The organism is Gimesia aquarii (genome assembly GCF_007748195.1).
In the GTDB taxonomy this organism is placed as follows: Bacteria; Planctomycetota; Planctomycetia; order Planctomycetales; family Planctomycetaceae; genus Gimesia; species Gimesia aquarii.
Genome location: NZ_CP037920.1, coordinates 3,296,637 through 3,316,562 on the forward strand (window position 1 = coordinate 3,296,637; position 19,926 = coordinate 3,316,562).

At 46.1% G+C, this 19,926-nt stretch carries 15 protein-coding genes; 1 reads left to right on the forward strand and 14 read right to left on the reverse strand.

All coding sequences use genetic code 11. The annotated features are described in order from the left end of the window. Nucleotides 1-146: 146 nt before the first annotated feature. From V144x_RS13160 to V144x_RS13225, 14 genes are all read right to left on the reverse strand, one after another. On the reverse strand, nucleotides 147-1,598 hold the full coding sequence (locus tag V144x_RS13160) for a sulfatase (protein ID WP_144985615.1): 1,452 nt from the start codon (nucleotides 1,596-1,598) through the stop codon (nucleotides 147-149). 41 nt (nucleotides 1,599-1,639) lie between these two features. Next, nucleotides 1,640-2,983, reverse strand: a complete 1,344-nt coding sequence (locus V144x_RS13165; RefSeq protein ID WP_144985616.1) for an arylsulfatase — start codon at nucleotides 2,981-2,983, stop codon at nucleotides 1,640-1,642. A gap of 67 nt (nucleotides 2,984-3,050) precedes the next feature. Then, on the reverse strand, nucleotides 3,051-3,500 hold the full coding sequence (locus V144x_RS13170) for a carboxypeptidase-like regulatory domain-containing protein (protein ID WP_144985617.1): 450 nt from the start codon (nucleotides 3,498-3,500) through the stop codon (nucleotides 3,051-3,053). A gap of 97 nt (nucleotides 3,501-3,597) precedes the next feature. Next, a complete protein-coding gene (locus V144x_RS13175; protein WP_144985618.1) occupies nucleotides 3,598-4,587 on the reverse strand; it encodes a DUF1559 domain-containing protein in 990 nt (329 codons plus the stop codon). Nucleotides 4,588-4,645: 58 nt separating this feature from the next. Next, nucleotides 4,646-6,016 carry a FecR domain-containing protein gene (locus tag V144x_RS13180; protein WP_144985619.1) on the reverse strand — a complete coding sequence of 457 codons (1,371 nt, stop codon included), beginning with the start codon at nucleotides 6,014-6,016 and terminating at the stop codon, nucleotides 4,646-4,648. Between the two features lie 6 nt (nucleotides 6,017-6,022). Next, the gene (locus V144x_RS13185; protein WP_197992998.1) at nucleotides 6,023-6,550 is read right to left on the reverse strand and encodes a sigma-70 family RNA polymerase sigma factor; all 528 of its coding nucleotides are present in this window, start codon (nucleotides 6,548-6,550) and stop codon (nucleotides 6,023-6,025) included. A 323-nt stretch (nucleotides 6,551-6,873) separates the two neighbouring features. Continuing rightward, the gene (locus tag V144x_RS13190) at nucleotides 6,874-9,003 is read right to left on the reverse strand and encodes a LamG-like jellyroll fold domain-containing protein (protein ID WP_144985621.1); all 2,130 of its coding nucleotides are present in this window, start codon (nucleotides 9,001-9,003) and stop codon (nucleotides 6,874-6,876) included. A 365-nt stretch (nucleotides 9,004-9,368) separates the two neighbouring features. Further along, nucleotides 9,369-9,740, reverse strand: a complete 372-nt coding sequence (locus V144x_RS13195) for a cupin domain-containing protein (protein WP_144985622.1) — start codon at nucleotides 9,738-9,740, stop codon at nucleotides 9,369-9,371. A gap of 129 nt (nucleotides 9,741-9,869) precedes the next feature. Beyond that, complete coding sequence (locus V144x_RS13200) at nucleotides 9,870-11,189, reverse strand: DUF1552 domain-containing protein (protein WP_144985623.1); 1,320 nt, start codon at nucleotides 11,187-11,189, stop codon at nucleotides 9,870-9,872. A gap of 14 nt (nucleotides 11,190-11,203) precedes the next feature. Beyond that, entirely contained in the window at nucleotides 11,204-13,513 is a 2,310-nt protein-coding gene (locus V144x_RS13205; RefSeq protein ID WP_144985624.1) for a DUF1592 domain-containing protein, read from the reverse strand. A gap of 246 nt (nucleotides 13,514-13,759) precedes the next feature. Beyond that, entirely contained in the window at nucleotides 13,760-14,593 is an 834-nt protein-coding gene (locus V144x_RS13210) for a transthyretin-like family protein (RefSeq protein WP_144985625.1), read from the reverse strand. Between the two features lie 204 nt (nucleotides 14,594-14,797). Next, nucleotides 14,798-15,859 carry a DUF1559 domain-containing protein gene (locus V144x_RS13215; RefSeq protein WP_144985626.1) on the reverse strand — a complete coding sequence of 354 codons (1,062 nt, stop codon included), beginning with the start codon at nucleotides 15,857-15,859 and terminating at the stop codon, nucleotides 14,798-14,800. Nucleotides 15,860-16,150: 291 nt separating this feature from the next. Next, entirely contained in the window at nucleotides 16,151-16,843 is a 693-nt protein-coding gene (locus V144x_RS13220; RefSeq protein ID WP_390620812.1) for a 3-keto-disaccharide hydrolase, read from the reverse strand. A 172-nt stretch (nucleotides 16,844-17,015) separates the two neighbouring features. Next, a complete protein-coding gene (locus V144x_RS13225; protein ID WP_144985628.1) occupies nucleotides 17,016-18,428 on the reverse strand; it encodes a DUF1501 domain-containing protein in 1,413 nt (470 codons plus the stop codon). Nucleotides 18,429-18,856: 428 nt separating this feature from the next. Here V144x_RS13225 and V144x_RS13230 point away from each other — a divergent pair, with 428 nt between their 5' ends. After that, nucleotides 18,857-19,462, forward strand: a complete 606-nt coding sequence (locus tag V144x_RS13230) for a c-type heme family protein (RefSeq protein ID WP_144985629.1) — start codon at nucleotides 18,857-18,859, stop codon at nucleotides 19,460-19,462. The last annotated feature ends 464 nt before the right edge of the window (nucleotides 19,463-19,926 follow it).

Genomic DNA, 19,926 nt, shown 5'->3' on the forward strand with positions numbered 1-19,926 from the left:
ATTGTGAACAAACTGATCAGTAATTGGGGATGACTCACTGAGAGTGAGTTTTGGGAATGAGCAGAAGACGTCGTTTTAAATGCGAACGAATCCGTCTCTAACCCTTTGAAGTGATACATTCAAGTCTTCAACAAGAGTATTTAAAATTACCGTTTTGTATTGCCAGTGTTAGACCTCGCCTTGATGGCTCTTGCTTCGGCTTCTGCATCGTACTTGTGATTGGGCCTGGTAGGGATGGGAGCACCCAAAGTTTTTTGCCATTGCTGAAGTGTTGCGAGTAATTGTCTGGTCACTTCTGGTTTTGAAGAACTCAGGTCATGCGTTTCACCAATGTCTTCTTTAAGGTTGTATAGTTCGAGTTGGTTGTCTTCAAAATATTGATGCAACTTCCAGGGGCCAGATCGGATTATGCTGCAGGGGCGAGTACGAAATAACGGGTCTCGCTGTTCTTTTGAGCCTGTGGAGGACTGCAGGTATGCTGGGAAATGCCAGTACAAGGGGCGCTTGTAAAAAGATTTCTTTGACCCATTCAGCAGTGGTACCAAACTCACTCCATCCGCCGGTTGACTGGAGGGCATGGAAGCACCACCGATCTCACAAATTGTCGGGTAAATGTCGACTCCAATAACGGGTTCGGCCGAACGCGTGCCTGACTTGACGACTCCCGGCCACTTAACAAAGAAGGGAACACGGATCCCGCCTTCGTAATACGTCCCTTTGTAGCCTCTCAACGGTTTCATGTCTGTCGCTCGTCTGTAACCTCCATTGTCTGAGAAGAAGACGACAACTGTGTTGTCAACAAGTCCCAGTGTTTCCAGAGTGGCTTGAATCTTTCCAATACCATCATCAACAGATTGAATCATTGTCGCCATCGCGATATGACTATGAAGTTTACCGGTCTTTTTCGCTTTGTATTTCGCAACCAGTTCTTTCTTGGCGTTCAAAGGGGTATGCACTGCAAAGTGGGTCAGGTACAGCGCCCACCGTTTGTCTTTGTGCTTCTGAATGAACTTAACCGCTTCATCACTCAGGCGATCTGTTAAGTATTCACCTTGGGGTGCCTCCTTGAGACCTGGTACATTCTTGTGAGGTGGATAGTACCCCTTGGGGGGGCTTCCAGAATGGGTTCCCCCAATGTTGATGTCGAATCCGTAGGGAATCGGGTCGTCACTTAAGTGCCATTTACCCATGCTGGCTGTGGTGTAGCCTGCTTTTTGTAACTGATGAGCCCACGTGACAATCTTAGGGTCAAGTACGTCTTTACCGGCAATGTGTTCCAGCTTTCGATGTTTTGCGTTTCCACGCGGGGACGTTCCAACATTGTAGATTTCGTGACGGGGTGTGTACTGACCAGACAACAGGCAGGCTCTAGCGGGAGCACAGTTGGCAGCGCAGGAATACGCATCACTGAAAACCATTCCTTCCGAAGCCAGACGATCCAGGTTTGGCGTTTCGTAGAAATCCGAACCCATATAACTGGTGTCTCGCCAGCCAAAATCGTCTAAAAAAATAAATAGAATGTTGGGCCGATCAGCGGCGGATGCTGATACAGGAGAGAAAATAGTAAAAAGCAGAATCAGATACAGGAATCGAATCATGGTAAATCGCTTCGTAAGGAAAATGTGTGAAACAAACCCACTTATTGAGTGTCCTGACCAGGCCAGTGCGGGCTGACTGTTCTGGCACCATCGAGCAAGTCTGCGAGCTTTCGAGCCAGTTCGGGATGTTGTGCGGCGAGATCCCTGGTTTCTTCAGGATCATTTGAAAGATCGTAGAGCTTTACCGGTTCTTTGAGACCGAAGCGAATTCCCTTCCAATGGTCCTTACGGATGGCTTGATGAAACGGATTGTGAAATTCCCAGTAAATATATTCCAGAGGTTTTTGTTTTTTGCCCATCAAAGTCGGTACGACGCTGACTCCATCGGTATCAGGGATATCCTGAACAGCAGCTAAATCACTGATGGTTGCCAGAATGTCGGTATGCGACCAGGCAAATTCACTCACACGTCCAGCAGGTACGTGATCCGGCCAGCGGACGATCATGGGGCAGCGAATTCCCCCTTCGTTCAGACTGCGTTTCGTTCCCTTAAACGGTCCGGCTGATTTCATCCGCGCGAGAAGTGGTTTGTTGGGGCCGTTATCTCCCGTAAAGAATACAATCGTGTTTTTGTCTAGATTCAGTTTTTTCAGCAGCGCAAAAAGTTCCCCCATATCTTTATCCAATCGAGTGACCATCGCTGCGTGAGTTTTTTCGTTCTTTGTCCATGCTCGATCCTCATAGGGGGCAAGCGAGGGCATTTCATATTTTCCATGGGGAAGCGTGACGGGAAGGTAGAGGAAGAAACGTTGATTTTGATTCTTTTCAACGAAATGAAGCGCTCGTTCCATGATGAGATCGTGGCTCCAGACCGCTTTCGATTTGCCTTTGTTCTCTGGTAGTGCCACATATTGATCTGTATCCCACAAGCGGTCTGTGTAATAGTTGTGGGCATGCACCTGGTCGAGATAGCCATAAAATTCATCAAATCCATGTTTTGCTGGTGCTCCCGTGGTGTCGAAATCTCCGAGCCCCCACTTTCCAAAGCCTCCCGTCACGTAACCGGCCTTTTTCAGAACTGTCGCCACGGTGATATCTTCTGGTTTGAGCGGTACAAGCGGACGTTTGTAGTAGGGGCCTTTTCCCACTGAGGGACGATTATCACGTCTGGTGCAATGGCCAGAGTGCAGCCCCGTCATGAGTACACAACGTGTGGGCGCGCAAACGGCAGAGCCACTATAGCAGTTTGTGAACCGCGTGCCTTCTGCAGCCATACGATCCAGATGAGGAGTTTGAATTAACCTGGAACCATAACAGCCAAGGTCGCCCCAACCCTGATCATCCGACATGACAAGTATGATGTTTGGGGGATCAGATTCAGTGGCTGATGTGAGATTACAGATACAAAATGCAATCAGGAAGTAAACGTAGAAATCGTGTTTCATTAGATCACTCAAGAAAAAATGGATGAAAGAATCACGTTATGATTCAATGGCAAAATGGATATGATTGTTATTCAAAGTCTTCAAATTTCAAATTTTTGGGCTTAAAACCATCTGAATTTAAATCGAAATCGATCTCACTACCGCCTGATTCGACGATTGCATTCAGAGAAGATTCAATATTGTATTTCGGTGGAACACGTTCCGGTCTGGGGCGGTCATCTCCGACATCTTCGTTATAGACAAATTGCTTTGTTGAGATACGAACCGTGTGAGTGCCCAGTAGAGCGCCATCGAGGTCCGTTGTGTACTGGAGTCGGTAATATCCATTCGCATCTGTGTTTCCAATTGAAGGGCGGCCGGGCCCCGTCGGTTCAAATGAGACGATTGCATCAGCCAACGGACTACCATCCATCATGACAGTACCCGTTACCCTTGCAACTTTCGGACCGCTATCACTACAGCCGGAAAAAAACAAAAGCACACACATTGTGATTGGAAGTACGCAACAAAGACGCATGGCTCGCTTCTCCTCATCCATTTATAGAACTAATGAAAGTAATATAAAAAGTAGTCGCCTCGAAAGGCTGAGGCGACTCTCGAAATGATCGCATTATCTAGAAGTCACCGATGATATTTCCATCGTCGCGACCCATCAGGTTTTCCAGGAGACTATTTCGATTATGCTGAGATTTGGCAGTATCTCCCTTGAAATCAATGTTTTCAGAAATAAATCGAACCGATCCATCAGCCATCGTGACTTGAACGCCGCCGACATGGAGACTACTGATCGAAGTAGTACAGGAAACGAGGCTATTGATTCCTTGATTATTTCGCATATTGAACATCACATCGGAAAACCTCTGTCCTTTGTAAAGATTGGGGTAAGGGCTGCCCCCAATTCCCTGACGTCCTTGTGAACCGTACACGAGTGCCGAGTTGCAAAATCGTGTTGGATTCAATTTCCAGCAGCGTTCACTCAGCATAATTGTGTTACTGGTACCATCGGTGATGTCACGGATTTTCACTTTGCTTGCGGGAGCGAAAATCCCATCAAATCCAGCGAAACCATCGACGCTTTCAGCAGCATCCACCTTACGAGCCCATGTTCCGGAATTTGATCCCACATAATTCGATGTTGCAATACGTCTATTATTTGTGTTACTCGCATTTCGGATTCCATTACGTCTGTTATTCAGGTCCGGAGCGGTATCACTGGGACAGCGGAATGTAGGAACTGGTTGTTGCATGAGATCGTAAGTTGCTCCTGGTTCCAGTGCGTTGATCATGGGCTGATTGCCAACGCCGAGCGTATTGTAATTGTTGGCCAAGTCGATATAGGGCATCACCATAGCAGACCACCCCCATGCGCCTCCTCTGTCCCTGTTGCCCTGATTGACACATCCAGGTGGGAATGTGCTAAAGACGTCATGGTAATTGTGCAAAGCCAGCCCCAATTGTTTGAGATTGTTTTTGCACTGAGAACGACGTGCTGCTTCTCTGGCTTGCTGAACTGCAGGCAACAACAAAGCGATGAGAATTGCAATGATCGCGATGACCACCAGCAATTCGATGAGTGTAAATCCGCGAATTCGATTTCTCTTCATTTGATTCCCCCCCAAATAAGAAAATTAGAATAAAACAAGGGAATTCGATTCCCAACTATTATTTACTTTGAATCAGCACTCGAAATTGATCTCTTGCGAGCCTTAGTTTCAGTTTATATTCAAGCCGGCGGCGATCACCGGAGATGATGATTTCGTCATCACTCTCGAGTTCTGTTTTTCTGTATTTTGTTGCATTCGGATTTGTGTATTTCATATCGGGAATTCCGAGGAGGTTGTCGGTCGCTTTGAGCCCATCATCTTCTACAATCACCGCAATAATCGGCTCTTCGAATTCAATGAAACCCGACACAGTACGCTCTTTTTTGGGACCGGAGTCTCCGTGGACTAAAAAACTATCGATTTTCTCCTCTACACTGTCTGGATTTGACAGGCTTTCCAGATCCAGCAAACTTTGTTCACTGAGATCGGTGATTACTTTCCGTAATTCCTCATCAACGGGGACTTCGCGTCCTTCAGGGATGAGAAAAACACGTTGTGTGTCTGTCAGTGCTCCCCGATCAACACTGGGGGGAGGATTGTGCAAATAAGCGGTTGTGGGACTTAAACTTTTGATTCCCTTAAACATCGATAAAGCGTCAGCGAATTTATCTGGTGCAAACGGAGTTTTACGAATGGTTGTGTTTGACATGTCGAACGCGACTGCTGAATTTTGCTCCACCACTTGAGGCTCAGACTCCCAATTCTGCTTGACCACAGCAGCGGAGACGCGTCCTTTGATCACATGAGTTTGAGTCGCTCCCTCGTTGCCTATCTCGACACCAAATTCTGTACCGAGATCAACGACTCGACCAGCGGGAGTTTCTACAGTAAACCCAATTGCTTCTTCAGGAACTTTCGCGACGAGCTGACCAGCACTAAGAATACAGCGATTCGGTTCGACCAGCTCGAGAATTGCAGGACCGCGCAATGCCACCATCACGCCATTCAAAAACTTCAGCCGCATTGTTCCGGAATCAAGGTCGATCACTTCATTATTGACTAACGTCTCACCTACTTGAAATGGAAGATCGATTCTTGAAGCGCCATAACCAACGGCATCTACGGTTGCAATGGGAATATCTGGAACAACCGGTGGCACATCAGCCAGAGGTACCGGTGCTTTCTCGGGAGTCACCAGAGTTACGATTCCTACCATCGCGAATACACAAATGGCAATTACAACCCAATACCCTGTGGCTTGACGCTTTGGATTTGAAGTTGCAGGGAGTGAAACTTCTACTGTCTCATCTTGATGGTGTACCCGTTGGAGTAACGAATCTATTTCGATCAGGGCAATATAGTCAGATCGCGCACGCTCATCGACCAGGAGAATCTCTTCGAGACGCTTTGCCTGCTCCGAGGAGAGAGTCTGGTCAAGCATTGCCTGAAACAGAAAATCTAGTTCGAAATCTTCTTGAGGATTTGACATATAAAACTAACTATTTGCTGTGCGACGTACACAGTCCATCAGTGCCAGACGAATACGATAAAGTAATGAGGATATTGTTTCTGCCGACCGTCCATTCAACTTTGCTATCGAAGACACGGACAGGTCTTCGTAGTACCGCTTACGAACCATCGTTCGATGATTGGCTGGTAGTTTTTTAATGCACTCTTTCAAGCGTTCATTTCTTTCATCTACGCAAGCGGTCTCAGCGTCATATTCTGAGACTAGTTTTTCGATCAGTTCCCCACCAAAAAGTACCGGTTTTCGGTTTCGGTCCCGAATTTCGGAAAGGACGCAAAAATGGGCGATCCGTTTCGCCCAGGCTTCAAAATCTGTACCGAATTTGAAAGTTGATGACTTACGCCACAAAACTAAATTTGCCTCCTGTAGTACGTCTTTCGCACGATTGTGCTGTCCCGACATTAACGTAAGTACGTACCGATACAGCACATCCTGCGAAGATGTTAAGAGCGTTACGAATTTTTCGGTTTCTTCAGGAGTCAAGACTCTACTCACGATAAATTGCCATGCCGCTTAAGCCATTATTAATAATTCCAAATTGCGGCATGTCATGATGGGCTTTTTTGATAAATCTCAAAAAAAAGAAATTAACAGGAGTTAATCCTATGAATGCATGCTGTTTATTAAAAAACAAGTCTATGACAAAGTGTGATCGATTTTGCTGATGGGAAATTTTTCTCGTGTTTGATTCTGTAACACAATATGACTAATTCTGAGCGCATACGGTAATTTTTCAGACTCACAAACAATAAAAAAACCCGACAGATCATACTGTCGGGCTCAGAGGTTTTTTCTAATGATGAATTACGAAATGATCTTTATTTTGAGAGGGACTTCAATTCTTCAGCCGTCAATACACGGTCAAAAACAGCGATTTCGTCCAGACGTCCTTCCCAATTGGATTGATTGTCGGTTCGACCACCAAAGAAGAACTGCTCCAGGACAACGCCTTCTGTTCCAGGGACAGATTCCATTTCTATTTCCGGTTTGGTATTTCCATTGAGATAAACTCGTACCATTTTTCCATCGCGCACCAAAGCTACATGATTCCAGGTCCAGCGTTCAATCGCAGTTTTACCTGCATGCAATTTACGATCTGCTCCGTTCATATAAACCAGCTTACCAGGGTGTTGTGTGCCTCCGACTCCTAAAAAGTCTCCATAGGCGGCAAGTCCATGATTGGGACCTTGTGAGAACATCCATCCGCTGATTTCGCGTGCATCGAGGGGCATCCCGTTCCAGATCCAAAGTGATATGGAATAGTGGTCCTTCAAATCGTTGATCCGCGCCTGTAATCGATTACCGGCAAAATGGACAGCGCGGTTTGTTTCATCTCCTCCACAGAAGGATTTCGAACGGGGGCCTTCCAGAAAGTAGGCGATCGCCGGTTCATAGAACGCATCGCGTTGATTGCCGGATGTGTCTCTTGCACGGGGACCGTTGAATTCATCGAGTCGCCAGTAAGCAACTGGTTTCGCAGCTAAGATTGTTTTGACCGCAGAGCCCTGGCTTTGCTGATAGAATCGCCGGTGTTGATTACACACTTTTTCCAAGAGTTGCAGATCAGATTCGACGATTTTGGGTTCGGCTAAGACTTCAAGACCAGCGGAGCGCGCCGCCCAGGTATTATACCCCCCCAACAGGTGTTGTTCCGGAGGAGGAATATAGCCATCACCACCATTGGCCAGTTCAATGACCATTGTATTAGCCAAGGGGCTTTGCAATTTTAATTTTAAACCAGTGAGTGCATATGTTTCATTGGGAGTGGTGGTAATGGCAATGTCGCCGATCCGCAGTGCCTGTGTGACGACTTCTGTCGACTGCCGTTCGTGCAGAATGATTTGCTCCCTGGCGTAAACTTCTTCTGTGGTTTTGGGGAGACGATCACCAGTCTTCTTGACCACTTTTTGTGCCCATTCCAGGAGTTGTTGATTGGGAACGCGATAATTCAGTTGCATCCGTTGTTCTGCCATCTCAATATCAGCGTCTTTTCGATACTGAATCTTCTTGTAAACATCGGTCGTGATTTTAATCAGTCCTGCTGCATACTCATTGATATCATCGGTCACGGCCCATTGCTCTGTCGGTTTCGTGTAGTCACGGCGATAAATATCACCACTACAACCGTGTGACATAATGGCAACAAAAGGAGGAGCGTCTTCACCAATATCTTTTCCAAGTTGGGTTTGTAAACCGTTGCAGTACAGACCGAAATAGTCAGCACTCAAATCCCTGTCACCAAAATAATGCATCGAGAAATTGGCGAGTAATGCAATCGGTCGTCCATCTTTGGCCTGAAAAGAAATGATGGAAAGGTCGGGATCTTCAGGCCCCGATTCGCCGGTAACATCTTCCCATTTCCTGCCTGCATGCATGTTCGCCCGAACTGTCGGGTTTCCAAACGGATCGTTGCTGATTCGATCAGGGCGTTTGATCCAACGACGCAGTGCTGTATACTCTGGCGCTTTACCTAAACCCCAGCCAACTTGTGCTGGTTCCAGATTGGCTTCCGCTTTGGCGATCGCATCAACAAGTTTACCTCTGAGGTAGGGGACATAGTCGGGATCCGCGCTGGTTCCCAGACAGGCCAGACTGGAAGGAGCCGTATGCGTATGCGTAGCTGAGATCAGCATATGATCGGCTCGAATTTTGGTTCGTTGCGCTGCCAGCGTTTTGACTTCATCCAGTAAAGGGCGGGGCAGCATACAGCTATCGACGACGACAATCGCCAGCCGATCCTCACCATCGGCGACAACAATCGCCCGGGCGTTGACTTTGGTTTTGACTTTTTTCACACTCCGACTAACCATGCTGCCATTAACCAGTACAGGGAATTTGGTGGGTGTCACGTCAACAATCGTGGCACCGACTTTAAGTTCTGCAATTAATTGAGAGGGAAGAAAAAACGTCAGGCAGGAGAGCAGGAGGGTCGCGAAAGCCGGTTTCATCTGAGGAGATCCTTATTGAATGTCAGCTAACTTTGAGGTTGGAAAAATGTCACTATATCTTGAATATAGCCGCTCTCTGGGAAGAAAGATACCGAAATAATTAGAGTTATTAATTAAAAAAATGGGGTCAAATAAGAGCCAGTTTCAGAGGGGATTGGCCACTCGTACTTTCCTGATTTGTGGTTAACAAATAGGAATAAGTTCTACCACGAAATACACGAAACTCACGAAAAAATTGAGAATTCGAGTGGCCAATTATTATTGAGCGTGGCACTATCAGTGCGATTTGAATGAGCTTCTTGGAAACGAAATATATTCGTGTTTTTTCTTGTATTTCGTGGTTAATAGATTTAAGAATTCATTGGTTATCGTAAATCTTCGGAATCGATGTAGATCGACTTCAGGAAGTGGGGGTTGCAGACTACGATGAAGACCAGATCGTCCTCTCCGATGTTGGTGATCCGCTGGTCTGTATCTGGCGGAATGCGTACGACGTCTCCCGGATGAACTTCGGTCGGCTCGTAGTCGCCGACTTCGACTAACCCGGTTCCGGAGAGCATAATATAACGTTCAAACGTGCCTTTGAGTCGATGGAAACGGGTCTTTCTTCCTGGTTCGACACGTGCCCGTGCAATCGAAACTTCCGGATCAACGTCGGGGTGCGACATCTCCAGGATGTAACAACCTTCTTCGAAATAGTATTCGTCAGCTTCCTGGGGGCGTGTGATGTGATCCATGTTACTAGTCCTTTGGTCGTTTGAAGTGATTTGAACTTGTTATCGTATGGATCAGAGGCAATGAATACCACCGAACCAAAATGAAATTTACAAAATTTTGATTCGGTGTTCTCAATGGAAGTATGAAAGTTAAGTCAGTTCAGACAAAATTCCATCGCCGCAGAAGTTCGAATTACCGAATGTTTTGATACGGTGTCCCATGCCGTGGGCGAAGGACATCAGCAATCGGTTGTGGGGAACATTCTTGAATTGGAGTGAGCGTCCCATTTTGAAGTCCAGGCCTTTACCAACGAGTACAAGGGGAACATCATTCAAGGTATGAGAGTTGCCTTTGCCTAACTCATTCGTCCAGACCACCAGCGTGTTGTCCAGCAAAGTTCCTTCGCCATTTGGTTCGGGAGTTTTATCCAGTTTTTCGACCAGATAAGCGAGTTGTTCACAGAACCACTTATTGATTTTCGTGAGTTTGTCCTGTGATTCCTGGTCTTTATCAGGCTTATGAGATAATGAGTGATGTCCATCATCAATGCCGAGCCACTTCATTCGCGCCTGACCGACTGAATTGGTATATTGCAGTGTCGCAACGCGCGCCATGTCGTTTGCCAGGCTGTTGACCATCAGATCGATCTGCATCTTACTGGTGATGGGCATGTTGTCGTTGTCATTTTTGATTCCGACTTCTTGCACAGGAACTTCAACTGCCAGCTTCTGGTTTTTATTGGCTTTCAGTTCCTGTTCCATTTGACGAACATAAGATTCATGTTCTTCCAGGAGCTGACGATCCGCACGACTTAATTTCGTTCGGACTTTTTTCAAGTCTTCGCGCACATCATCCAGAATGCTTGCCAGACTTTTGCGGTCTTTCATCTGACCATAGATTTTTTCAAACATCTGATAGGGATCGTCAATGGGGGCGATCGGTTTATTAGATCCTGCGTAGACCATTCGAGTCCAGGGATCGGCGCGATCAGGAACATTGACACCGAATTCCAATGAGCCGAATCGGGTGCGTGTTTCCGGTTGGCTCTGCAGAAAACGTTTGATTTCCTGATCAATTGAATGCCCACTAGCCCAACCAGCGGGGGTGTGTGAACCGCCTTGAATATTACCGGGTAATAATTCAATTCCCGTCAAGAGGCAGCTCATGCCGCGCATATGACTGTCGCCGTCGCCTCGTACACGGTCGGCTACACCTTTAATGACCAGCATTTGATCCTGATATGCCTTGAGCGGCTGCATGATCTCTTTCAGTTCAAACTTCTCTCCCACTTCATCGGGCCAATAGGTTTTGGGGACGATTCCATTGGGGCTGAACATTACGATCAATCGCTGCTTGCGAATGCTCGCATCAGCGGCAAAGCCGAGACTCGGTAAATGGGTTACCAGCGGTAGGACAGCCGTGGAAAGCCCCAGTTCTTTTAAAAATGCGCGGCGGGATTGGAATGTCATCAGATATCACTTTCTCAGGACTGAGGTTGGTGTAAAGCGGCAACCTTCATAATTTCTATCAGCAGTTGTTGAATATTATAGTCAGACTTTTCAAATTGCGTGGTTAATTTTTCACGAATCTTTTCGCCATAGGCATTAATGGGCTGTTTCACAGCCTGATGAAATAACTGATCGACAAATGCTGCGTGGGCATGCCGATCTTTGGCAATATGTTCAGCCAGGTCTCGGGCTCCATTAAATTGAATTGTTTCACCGGTGACGGAAACTAATTCCGATTTAGCATCAATCGATTTTTGGGATTCCTTTTCTCTATATCGGCCAATGGCATCAAAGTGCTCCAAACTAAAACCAAGCGGGTTGATGATGCTGTGGCACGACATACAGGCCGCAGGCTTGGTGATCAACGCCACTTTTTCGCGTGTGGTCATACCCGGCTTGAAATCTGCATCTTTGAATTCCGTGGCCTGTGGTGGTGGTTTCAATGTTCTTCCTAACAGATGACGTGTCACAAAAACACCACGGTGGATGGGCGAACTTAAATTGTGATAAGCAAAGTTAGCCATGAGGTATGGGTGTGTGACCACACCGGCCCGCTTATCTTTATCCAGCGAAACTTTTTGAAAACCTTTTCCTTCCGGGAGTTTCACATTATAAACTTTGGCTAATCGATCATTAAGATAGACGTAGTCTGACAGGAGCAATTGCCGATAATCAGAAGAGCCTTTCCAGACCACATCATCGAGGAACAGATCGAGTGAGGTCCGGAGGTCGGAGACCGTCAGCTTATCAAATTCCGGAAAGAGTGCTTTGTCTTTTGATAGTTCTTCCTTATCATCTAACTGTAACCAGTGATGAAAGAAATAACGGAGCTTGGATTGTGCACGCGGATCTTTGAGCATCCGTTCTGCCTGTTGGGCGACCTGAGTCGAGGTCTTCAATTTTCCCGCTTTGGCGGCCTTATAGAGTTGTGTGTCTGGCATTGAATCCCACAAACCATATGAGAGCCGGGACGCGACTGCAAAACTGTCTACCGATTCAAACTCGCGGTCTGTATAAAGGAATCGTGGTGATTTCAAGATCAAAAGAATAGCGCGTTTGACTGATATTTCGATCGCAGTTTGCTTTTTGAAGTGTTGATCGACAAAAAATGTTTTTTGGTCGTCAGTTAAAGGACGACGAAATGCCAGTTCTGCGAAGCGATGGCAAAACTGCCTGACTTTTTCTTTACGATTTTTGTCATTCTGTTTTGTGCGTGCCATTCGGTCGAGATGTTTGATGACCTTGGTCATGATCTCGATGGCTGCCGTGGTTGTTGCTTCGTCCCAGGATTTGGAAACCGCGATACCCCGTTCGTACCCGGACACGCTGTCATCAGGTGGAAAGACGGTCGAACTGATAAACGTTCCCGGCACTTGCTGAGGAACCAGATTCCGTTGCGGAATCACTTCCTGTGCTTTGCGAGGAGGTTTCCATTCCAGTATAACCGATGCCGATTTGTCTTTGTATTTGAATAGATGCAATCGGAGTGTATAAGGTTTGCCTGCCAACAAACGGATGGTGGCTTTATGCTCTTTGGCCCGTCCCTGAGAACTGACCCATTCATCAATAATGGGCTCTGCCTGATTCACCCATAAGCGGGCCCCATTTTCAGTTTTCAGAATGAACTCGTAGTCACCAGTTTCTTCTGCGAGGACCGAACCCTCCCATTTGATAGAGAACTCTTCGGCGTTTGTGACTTTTTCAACGGGCTTTTTATTGTCAAACTGAAAGTTCACGACGGGATCAATACGTTGGAGAATCCGTTTGTCGCGACGTAAACTGCGACTGTCGTAGTATTCTGCATTTAAACCGCGCTTTTGATTTGTCGTTCTGGCGTGGCCCAGAAAATTCGCCATTAAGTCGGCAGTGGTATACAGGTACTGTCGCACAGTCAAACGCGAAAGTTGAACGCGCGCGCTTTGGTTGGCTGACTGAGAATCTTTTGTATAAAACCGCTTGAAAACATACTCTGCTACACGTTTTGCCTCTTCACCCTGGCAGGTCTCCGGATCTTCTTCCGGCATCGTTTCATGAATGAGCATGCTCAATTCAGCCAGGCTTTTATGACCTTGCAAGGGGTTTGCCTTATCGTCAACGCCTTGGCCATTGGCGGCGTGGCATTGAATACACATCTTGCGATAGATCTGCTCACCCGTAAGAGGTTTCGCTTCAATTAACTCAGCAGTACTGTGGAAACTCAAAAAGCAAAGAGTTGAGAAAAGGCAAAACGTACGAACTCTGAACTGAAAGCAGCGTCGATTCTTTCGAACAATCTTATTTCTCATCACACAGTCTCAGGTAGGGTATGTTGGAGGGCACTCTTATGGCTCTCCTATTAGGTGGGTGATGACAGGAGAGCCTTTTCTTTTCACTGAAGCTATTTTATGAGTTACAAATAGCAGGGTCAAGCAAGTCTATTTCTCGTAAGCCCTTTTGAATTTAAGAGTTTAGTTAATAAAAGGCCCACTTCGCATACCTGAAAACAAGGTACTCTTGTTACTTTTGCTCTTCAAAGAATGAGTAGATGCCTGTTATTTGGAGATCAGTTTAAACTCTACGTCTTTATTTTTATCTTTTACTTCATATGTGAGCACAGACTTTACATTGTAAATCGCTGGGACTTGTTTTTCATAAGAGACGATTCGAACGATATGATTTCCGACTGCCGCTCCCTTGAGATCTTTTAAATAATTGAGCGAAAATTTTCCTTGCTCATCTGTGATGCCTACTGATTGTGCTGGTTTTTTATCTTCCTTCCATGTGTCCTGGGGAACAAAAGTAACCTCGGCACGTGGTAGTGGTTGACCATCAAGGGTTACGATCCCGCTCACAATTTCCAGTGGTGGATGATCAACGGTTTTGACCATCGAAGACATTAAAGAATATAAGCCATAACAAACCAAAATCACTACGGCAGCACCAGGAAGAATCATTTTTGCATAATGTTTGCCGACTTCTTTTGCATATTGATTCTCATCCAACCATTTTTTGATTCCCGTTTTTTTCTTTTGTTTTGATTCTTCAGGTTTGGGTTTTCCTGAGTCAAAAGAATCTGTTTTGTCCGCTTTGGACGAATCCGTATGACGCAGTAATTGATTCGCAATATTACTAGACGCAGGTGCTTCCGGTTTTTTAGGAGACGTTTCCTCGGAATCATGTTCCTCAGGTTTGTGAACTTCCGAGAGCGGGGGAAGCTGAACATAGCTTGCTGAAGAGAGTTTGCTTTTTTCTTTCGCTGCAAGCACTTTTTCTTTGTCAGGAACTCTTGAAATGTGGCCACATTTTGAACAGGAGACTTTTTTGCCTATGTACTCATCAGGCGCTTTCAGCTTTTTGCCGCATTTGCATAAAAATCGAATCACCATTTTGGGGCCCACTGGTTATGTTAGAGTAAAAAACTTCCTGTCAGATAACATTCCTTATTCAGTACAAGCTACAAGTCGCTTGATTGATTCGCATGTGAGAAAATTCTAGCGCTAAAGTCTTACTTTGCATCATCTTCGAAACGGAATGAAAATGAGAGACGCTTCGGTTTCTCAAAGATTCATTTCCAAACAACGTCCAGCAAATTATTCCCCTACGGGAATTCCATTCGACATGTTGCCCAAGTTAGCAAATATGAAACCATCGATATTCTCTGAGATCGCACGAACTCCACCATCAGCAAACGCAAATTGTGCAATCCCATCGTGATCGCTTCCAGGACCTGCAATACTGAGTGCTTTATTAGGTCCTTCTCGTGTGCTGAAGAGCGTAGCGGCTCCTCCCCAGGCCCAACCATCGCGGCTTCTTAAATTATCCAATGTGCCAGGAATTGTCAGACGTTGTGCTTCACCGACAATGATTACATTTGATGTACCATCTTTAATGTCACCCATTCTGGTACTGCTATTCACAGAGAAAACTCCAATATCGAATGGATGTGGCGTTTTCATGATACCGGGAGGGCCGAGAGCCGTTGGCTGAATAGGTTCATTAAGATTTTGAGCTGGTGTGACAGCCCAGGTTGCTCCAGGGATACCTAAAGACAAATTGTTGAAAGCAAGTCCTGAGCCGATACAACCTACATAGTCATTTCCGCCTTTGGTGAAGTTAACATTCACCCTTTGCAGATTACTAAACTGGGTTAAATTCATATCACTGCGTCGAGAGGGGCAGTAATATGCAGGGATATTTGTCTGAGTTGGAGTGAAAAGCGGGGTGAAGGTATCTGTCGGGAGTAACAGGACTCCGTTCCCATAGACATTACGTTGGAAATTCCATAAGTCGTAAATCTGTGCCTGCTCAATCTGCGGTAGGATATGGAACATCCAGCTTGTTCCATGGCGCCCTGATCCATTAATGAGCGTTCCTTCAGTAGCAAACGCATAGGTGCGATCATTAGCACCGAGTCCACCATCAAAAGAGGACGTTAATTCTCCAGGAGGAAAAGTACCATGTAAGTCATGATAGTTATGAAGGGCCAAAGCAATTTGCTTTAAATTGTTTTGACATGTGGAACGGCGAGCTGCTTCGCGTGCCTGTTGAACTGCTGGTAAAAGGAGAGCAATAAGAATCGCAATGATTGCAATGACTACCAACAACTCAATCAACGTAAAGCCTCGAGCGAGACGCATTCGGTTTCTACGCATGGTCGTTCTCCTGAATTTGATTTTAGTCTATAGATTAAACCTTTCGATATATAAGCTCTTATCAGTACTCCCCACTCAATTGCTCAATTGAGCAAACATGAAGAGATTTATTTATGATGAAGATATTGTTAATAGTTTTAGTTTGTTTAACTTTTAAGTTAATTTCTCTTATTTAAAGGGTATCAGGATTAGATTTGAGACTCAAGAAAATTATCTGTATTTAGCTGTTTGTAGACAAAAGTATCTTACTTCAATGCGGCCGTTTGTATTTCCAGTATTTGTAGAAACGAACTATTTCAGAAGTGGCGCTGTTTGTGCTTTGCTTGTGACGCCGGGGGGCAGTTCCATGATCTGGATACTGCGAAATTGGATTTCTGCCCCTTCTGATTCGAGACAGAGATATCCTTTCTTAACAGAAGCATTTCGGACTCCATTCACAAATTTCCCATTTACAGAAAGTTTCACAACACCGTCGACACAGACGACATCATAGACATTCCATTCCCCTTTTCCTTTGCAGCGATTTTCGATGGATTTACTGCGAGTGCCACGTGGGTTATCGGGAATTGTCGTCAAACCATTGGCACCAAAGAGTTCTCCATGAACGTAGGCAATCGGAGGGAGAGTTCCATCTTTTTTCTTGTGGAGATTGACCCACTCCAGTTCCAGCATTTGAATTTCCATACCTTTGGGCAAGCGTTTGCCTTCGGGGACGGTGCCTTCACTCCAGGCAAACACACCTGAATTTCCACCCGCTTCCATATGGCGCCATTCAACATGGAGCAGAAAGTTCTCGTACTGTTTCTCGGTTCGCATCACACCGATGGGGTGCCCGGTGCAGATCAGCATGCCATCGCGAACGAACCAGGTATCTTTGTCGGTGTTAACATTCACCCAGCCGGTGAGATCTTTGCCATTGAAGAGAGGCTTGTAATGTGGGAGGTCTTCTGAATGGCCAACATTTGGAATGCAAAGCAGAGTCAGAGAAAAGCAGAACAAGGTAGTGATGCTATGTTTCACGGTAGAGTCTCTCCTGTTGGGAAGCCGTTGGTACGTGGTTTAAGTGCAGTTCGTAAGTTTCAAACACAGATAGCGATCATACCGGGAGTAAAAGCGTGAAACAAGTTGTTTGCTGCAGGGATGTGTAATTCACATCTCACGCAAGTTCCGTGAGACGCTGGCCTTCATCGAGCAGGTATTGCGGTCTGCCCCGTGGATCGATGAGGGTGACGGCATGTGGATCAATTCCCAGGTTATGGTACAGCGTAGCGAAGACATCTTTATAATCGACGGGGCGCTGAATGACTGCGCTGGCGGTGCGGTCTGTTTTGCCGATGACCTGTCCTGTCCGCATGCCTCCACCGGCGAGAATAGCAGGGCCAACGCGTGGCCAATGATCGCGGCCTCCCTTTTTGGAATTGATGCGAGGTGTCCGCCCAAATTCTCCCCAGGCAACGATTGTCACATCATCCAGCATCCCGCGTTCTTCGAGGTCTGTTACCAGAGTCGTGAGACCATGATCTACAATCGGCAATATTTGTCGCAGGCGATCAAAATTGCTGCTATGAGTATCAAAATCACTGATGGAAATACTCACGCAACGAACACCCGCTTCGATGAGCCGGCGGGCTAATAGAAATTTTTTCACCGCATCCGGTCCTTCCGTTGTATAAAAACGGGGGTCAGCTTTGCGAGACAGGGGAGTATAGCGCGCTAAGCTGGCGGGATCTTCTTTGGAAAAATCCATCGCGTCAGCCATTCGACCCGATGTCAGAATGCTCACCGCCTGTTGAGAAAAACGATCCATAGCATCCATCATGCCGCTTGCATCGACCTGACGCCGAATGGAATCTAATTCGGAAAGTAACGTTGTTCGGTTTTCCAGACGTTGGATGCTGAGCGAAGGGTTCAGCTTCAGACTGACTTGATGGTCTGTCCCCAGTCGTTTGAGTTCACCTTGCATCCCTTTTTCCAGCTCACGTTTGAATAACTCAGAGATATCCGGGCGAAAGGGTTGATGTGCGGGACCTAAAAAACCGGGACGCGCACTATTACGGACTAAACCTCGACCCTGCATAATGTCAACAAAGGAAGGAGCGCGATCTTGAGGTGAGCCTTTGAGTTTGGAAATCACGGAACCCAGTGCAGGGCGCCCCCCCACAGAGAGCATGTCTTTTTTACGAAAGCCGGACTGACACTGAAAGGCATCGTGCACACCGGCAGATCCTACCAGGGATCGGATGAAGGCAAACTGATTCGCATTCGCTGCCATCCGCGGCAGCATCTCACAGAGTTTCAGCCCCGGCACATTGGTAGCGATCGGTTGAAATTCCCCCCGAATTTCCGCTGGAGCCTCGGGTTTCAAATCGATCATATCCATATGCGGAGGGCCACCATCCAGATGCACATTGATGATGGCTTTGGAAGAGGAGCGAACTCCTGCCTGTTCTTCAGCCCGCAACAGGTCAGCCAGTGTGAATCCCGTGAGTCCCAGCACTCCTGCTTGAAGAAAGGTACGACGAGAGCAGGCCTGATGTCGCTGTATGTGTGAGCTTTTGAATGACAGCATCGCTTCCCTTTCTTGTCAGACACGACAGCACTAAGCCGTTTTGGAATCGCCTTTTGAGAAGGTCGAAATACGTATCAACGTTTGTTTATAACAAAAGAGACTCAATCGGCTCAAGCGTGATTCCGCAATTAACAGAAATCTCAATAAGTCTTTTATTGATCGAACAGCGAACTATGTAGTGATATATCGGGCTTTCCGCCAATTTTGATACAGATCATCTTAAAAACGTAAAACAGGATAATGATGTCTGGTTTTGATGTGTCTGAGCTGATAGAATGGTTTTTCATACGAGAAGATGGGAGGAATTTCCGTTGCTTTTCCAGATATGTAAAGCCTGATGAAATCAGGTTTATTGTTAGATTTTTTAATAGTCGGCAAACTTAATGCTCAACGTGGGTTTTAAGTCTGAGGATTTCAGGAGCAATCCAATGCGTTTCACTGTACCAATGGCTTTTTGTTCGGCGATGACTTTGGCTGGCATGTTCTGTTTTGCTATTTTTCTATTTGCTGAACCGCCGGAAGAGAAAAAAAGCAGTGTGAGTGTGAAACCGAAATCCGTTGATCCAGGTCGGAAAACGGAGACTCAAAAGGCTTCGAAGAAACGTCTTGTATCCGTGGAAGTCGCGCGCGAGCGTGCGAAATTAACACATAGTATTTATGCAACTACTCTCGAAGCAATGCACCATCACTACTTCTTCCATGACAGGGCGAACGTTCCTGCGCGTGTGATGGAAGATATGTTTGAGGATATCGCACGTCAGGAGAATATCAAGGCGAAGTGGATTGCCGTCAATGCCAAGGCAATGAGCATTGATCATGAACCCGAAAGCGCGTTTGAAAAACAGGCAGTCAAGGAAATTTCGTCAGGTAAACCCACATATGAACGAGTCGAAAAGGGTGTGTACCGAAGTGCCTTCGCGGTTTCATTAATGAATAACGGATGTCTGGGCTGCCACCTTGGTTTTGGCGCGAATGAAAACAAAAAACCTCGTTTTGCCGGGTTGGTGATTTCGATCCCCGTCAAAGAAGATTAATGGATTTGTTTTCCAAAGCTTTTTAGATCAATGCGACTATCGCTGGGAACTTTTCTGTTTGAGTTGCTTGCGATTTCTTTATCACGATGCAGCACGAATGAAACTCTCTGCGCGCGATTTCTATGAAGTTCTTTCCAAATCGGAGAGCAGTATAGGCTAAGGCAGCATGAATAAAGAGACATCTTTATTCATGTTATGGATGGCGAAAGCGGGATGTTAATCATGACACCGTGAACAATTTTTCTTTTGGATTCACGAGAAATTCATAATTCAAAAACAGAGCCTCATTTTTGTCGATAAGTGGCCGATTTAAGCTGTTTTGAAAAGTCGGACTCTTGCCCTTAATTGTATATCGCAGAAATGCCCAAAACGTTAACAACTATTTTCAAAAAAAACGAAATTCCCGCGTATCGCCATCTTTTTGCGTTAATGAATAAAACTTCTTAGTGATCTTCATCAACTCT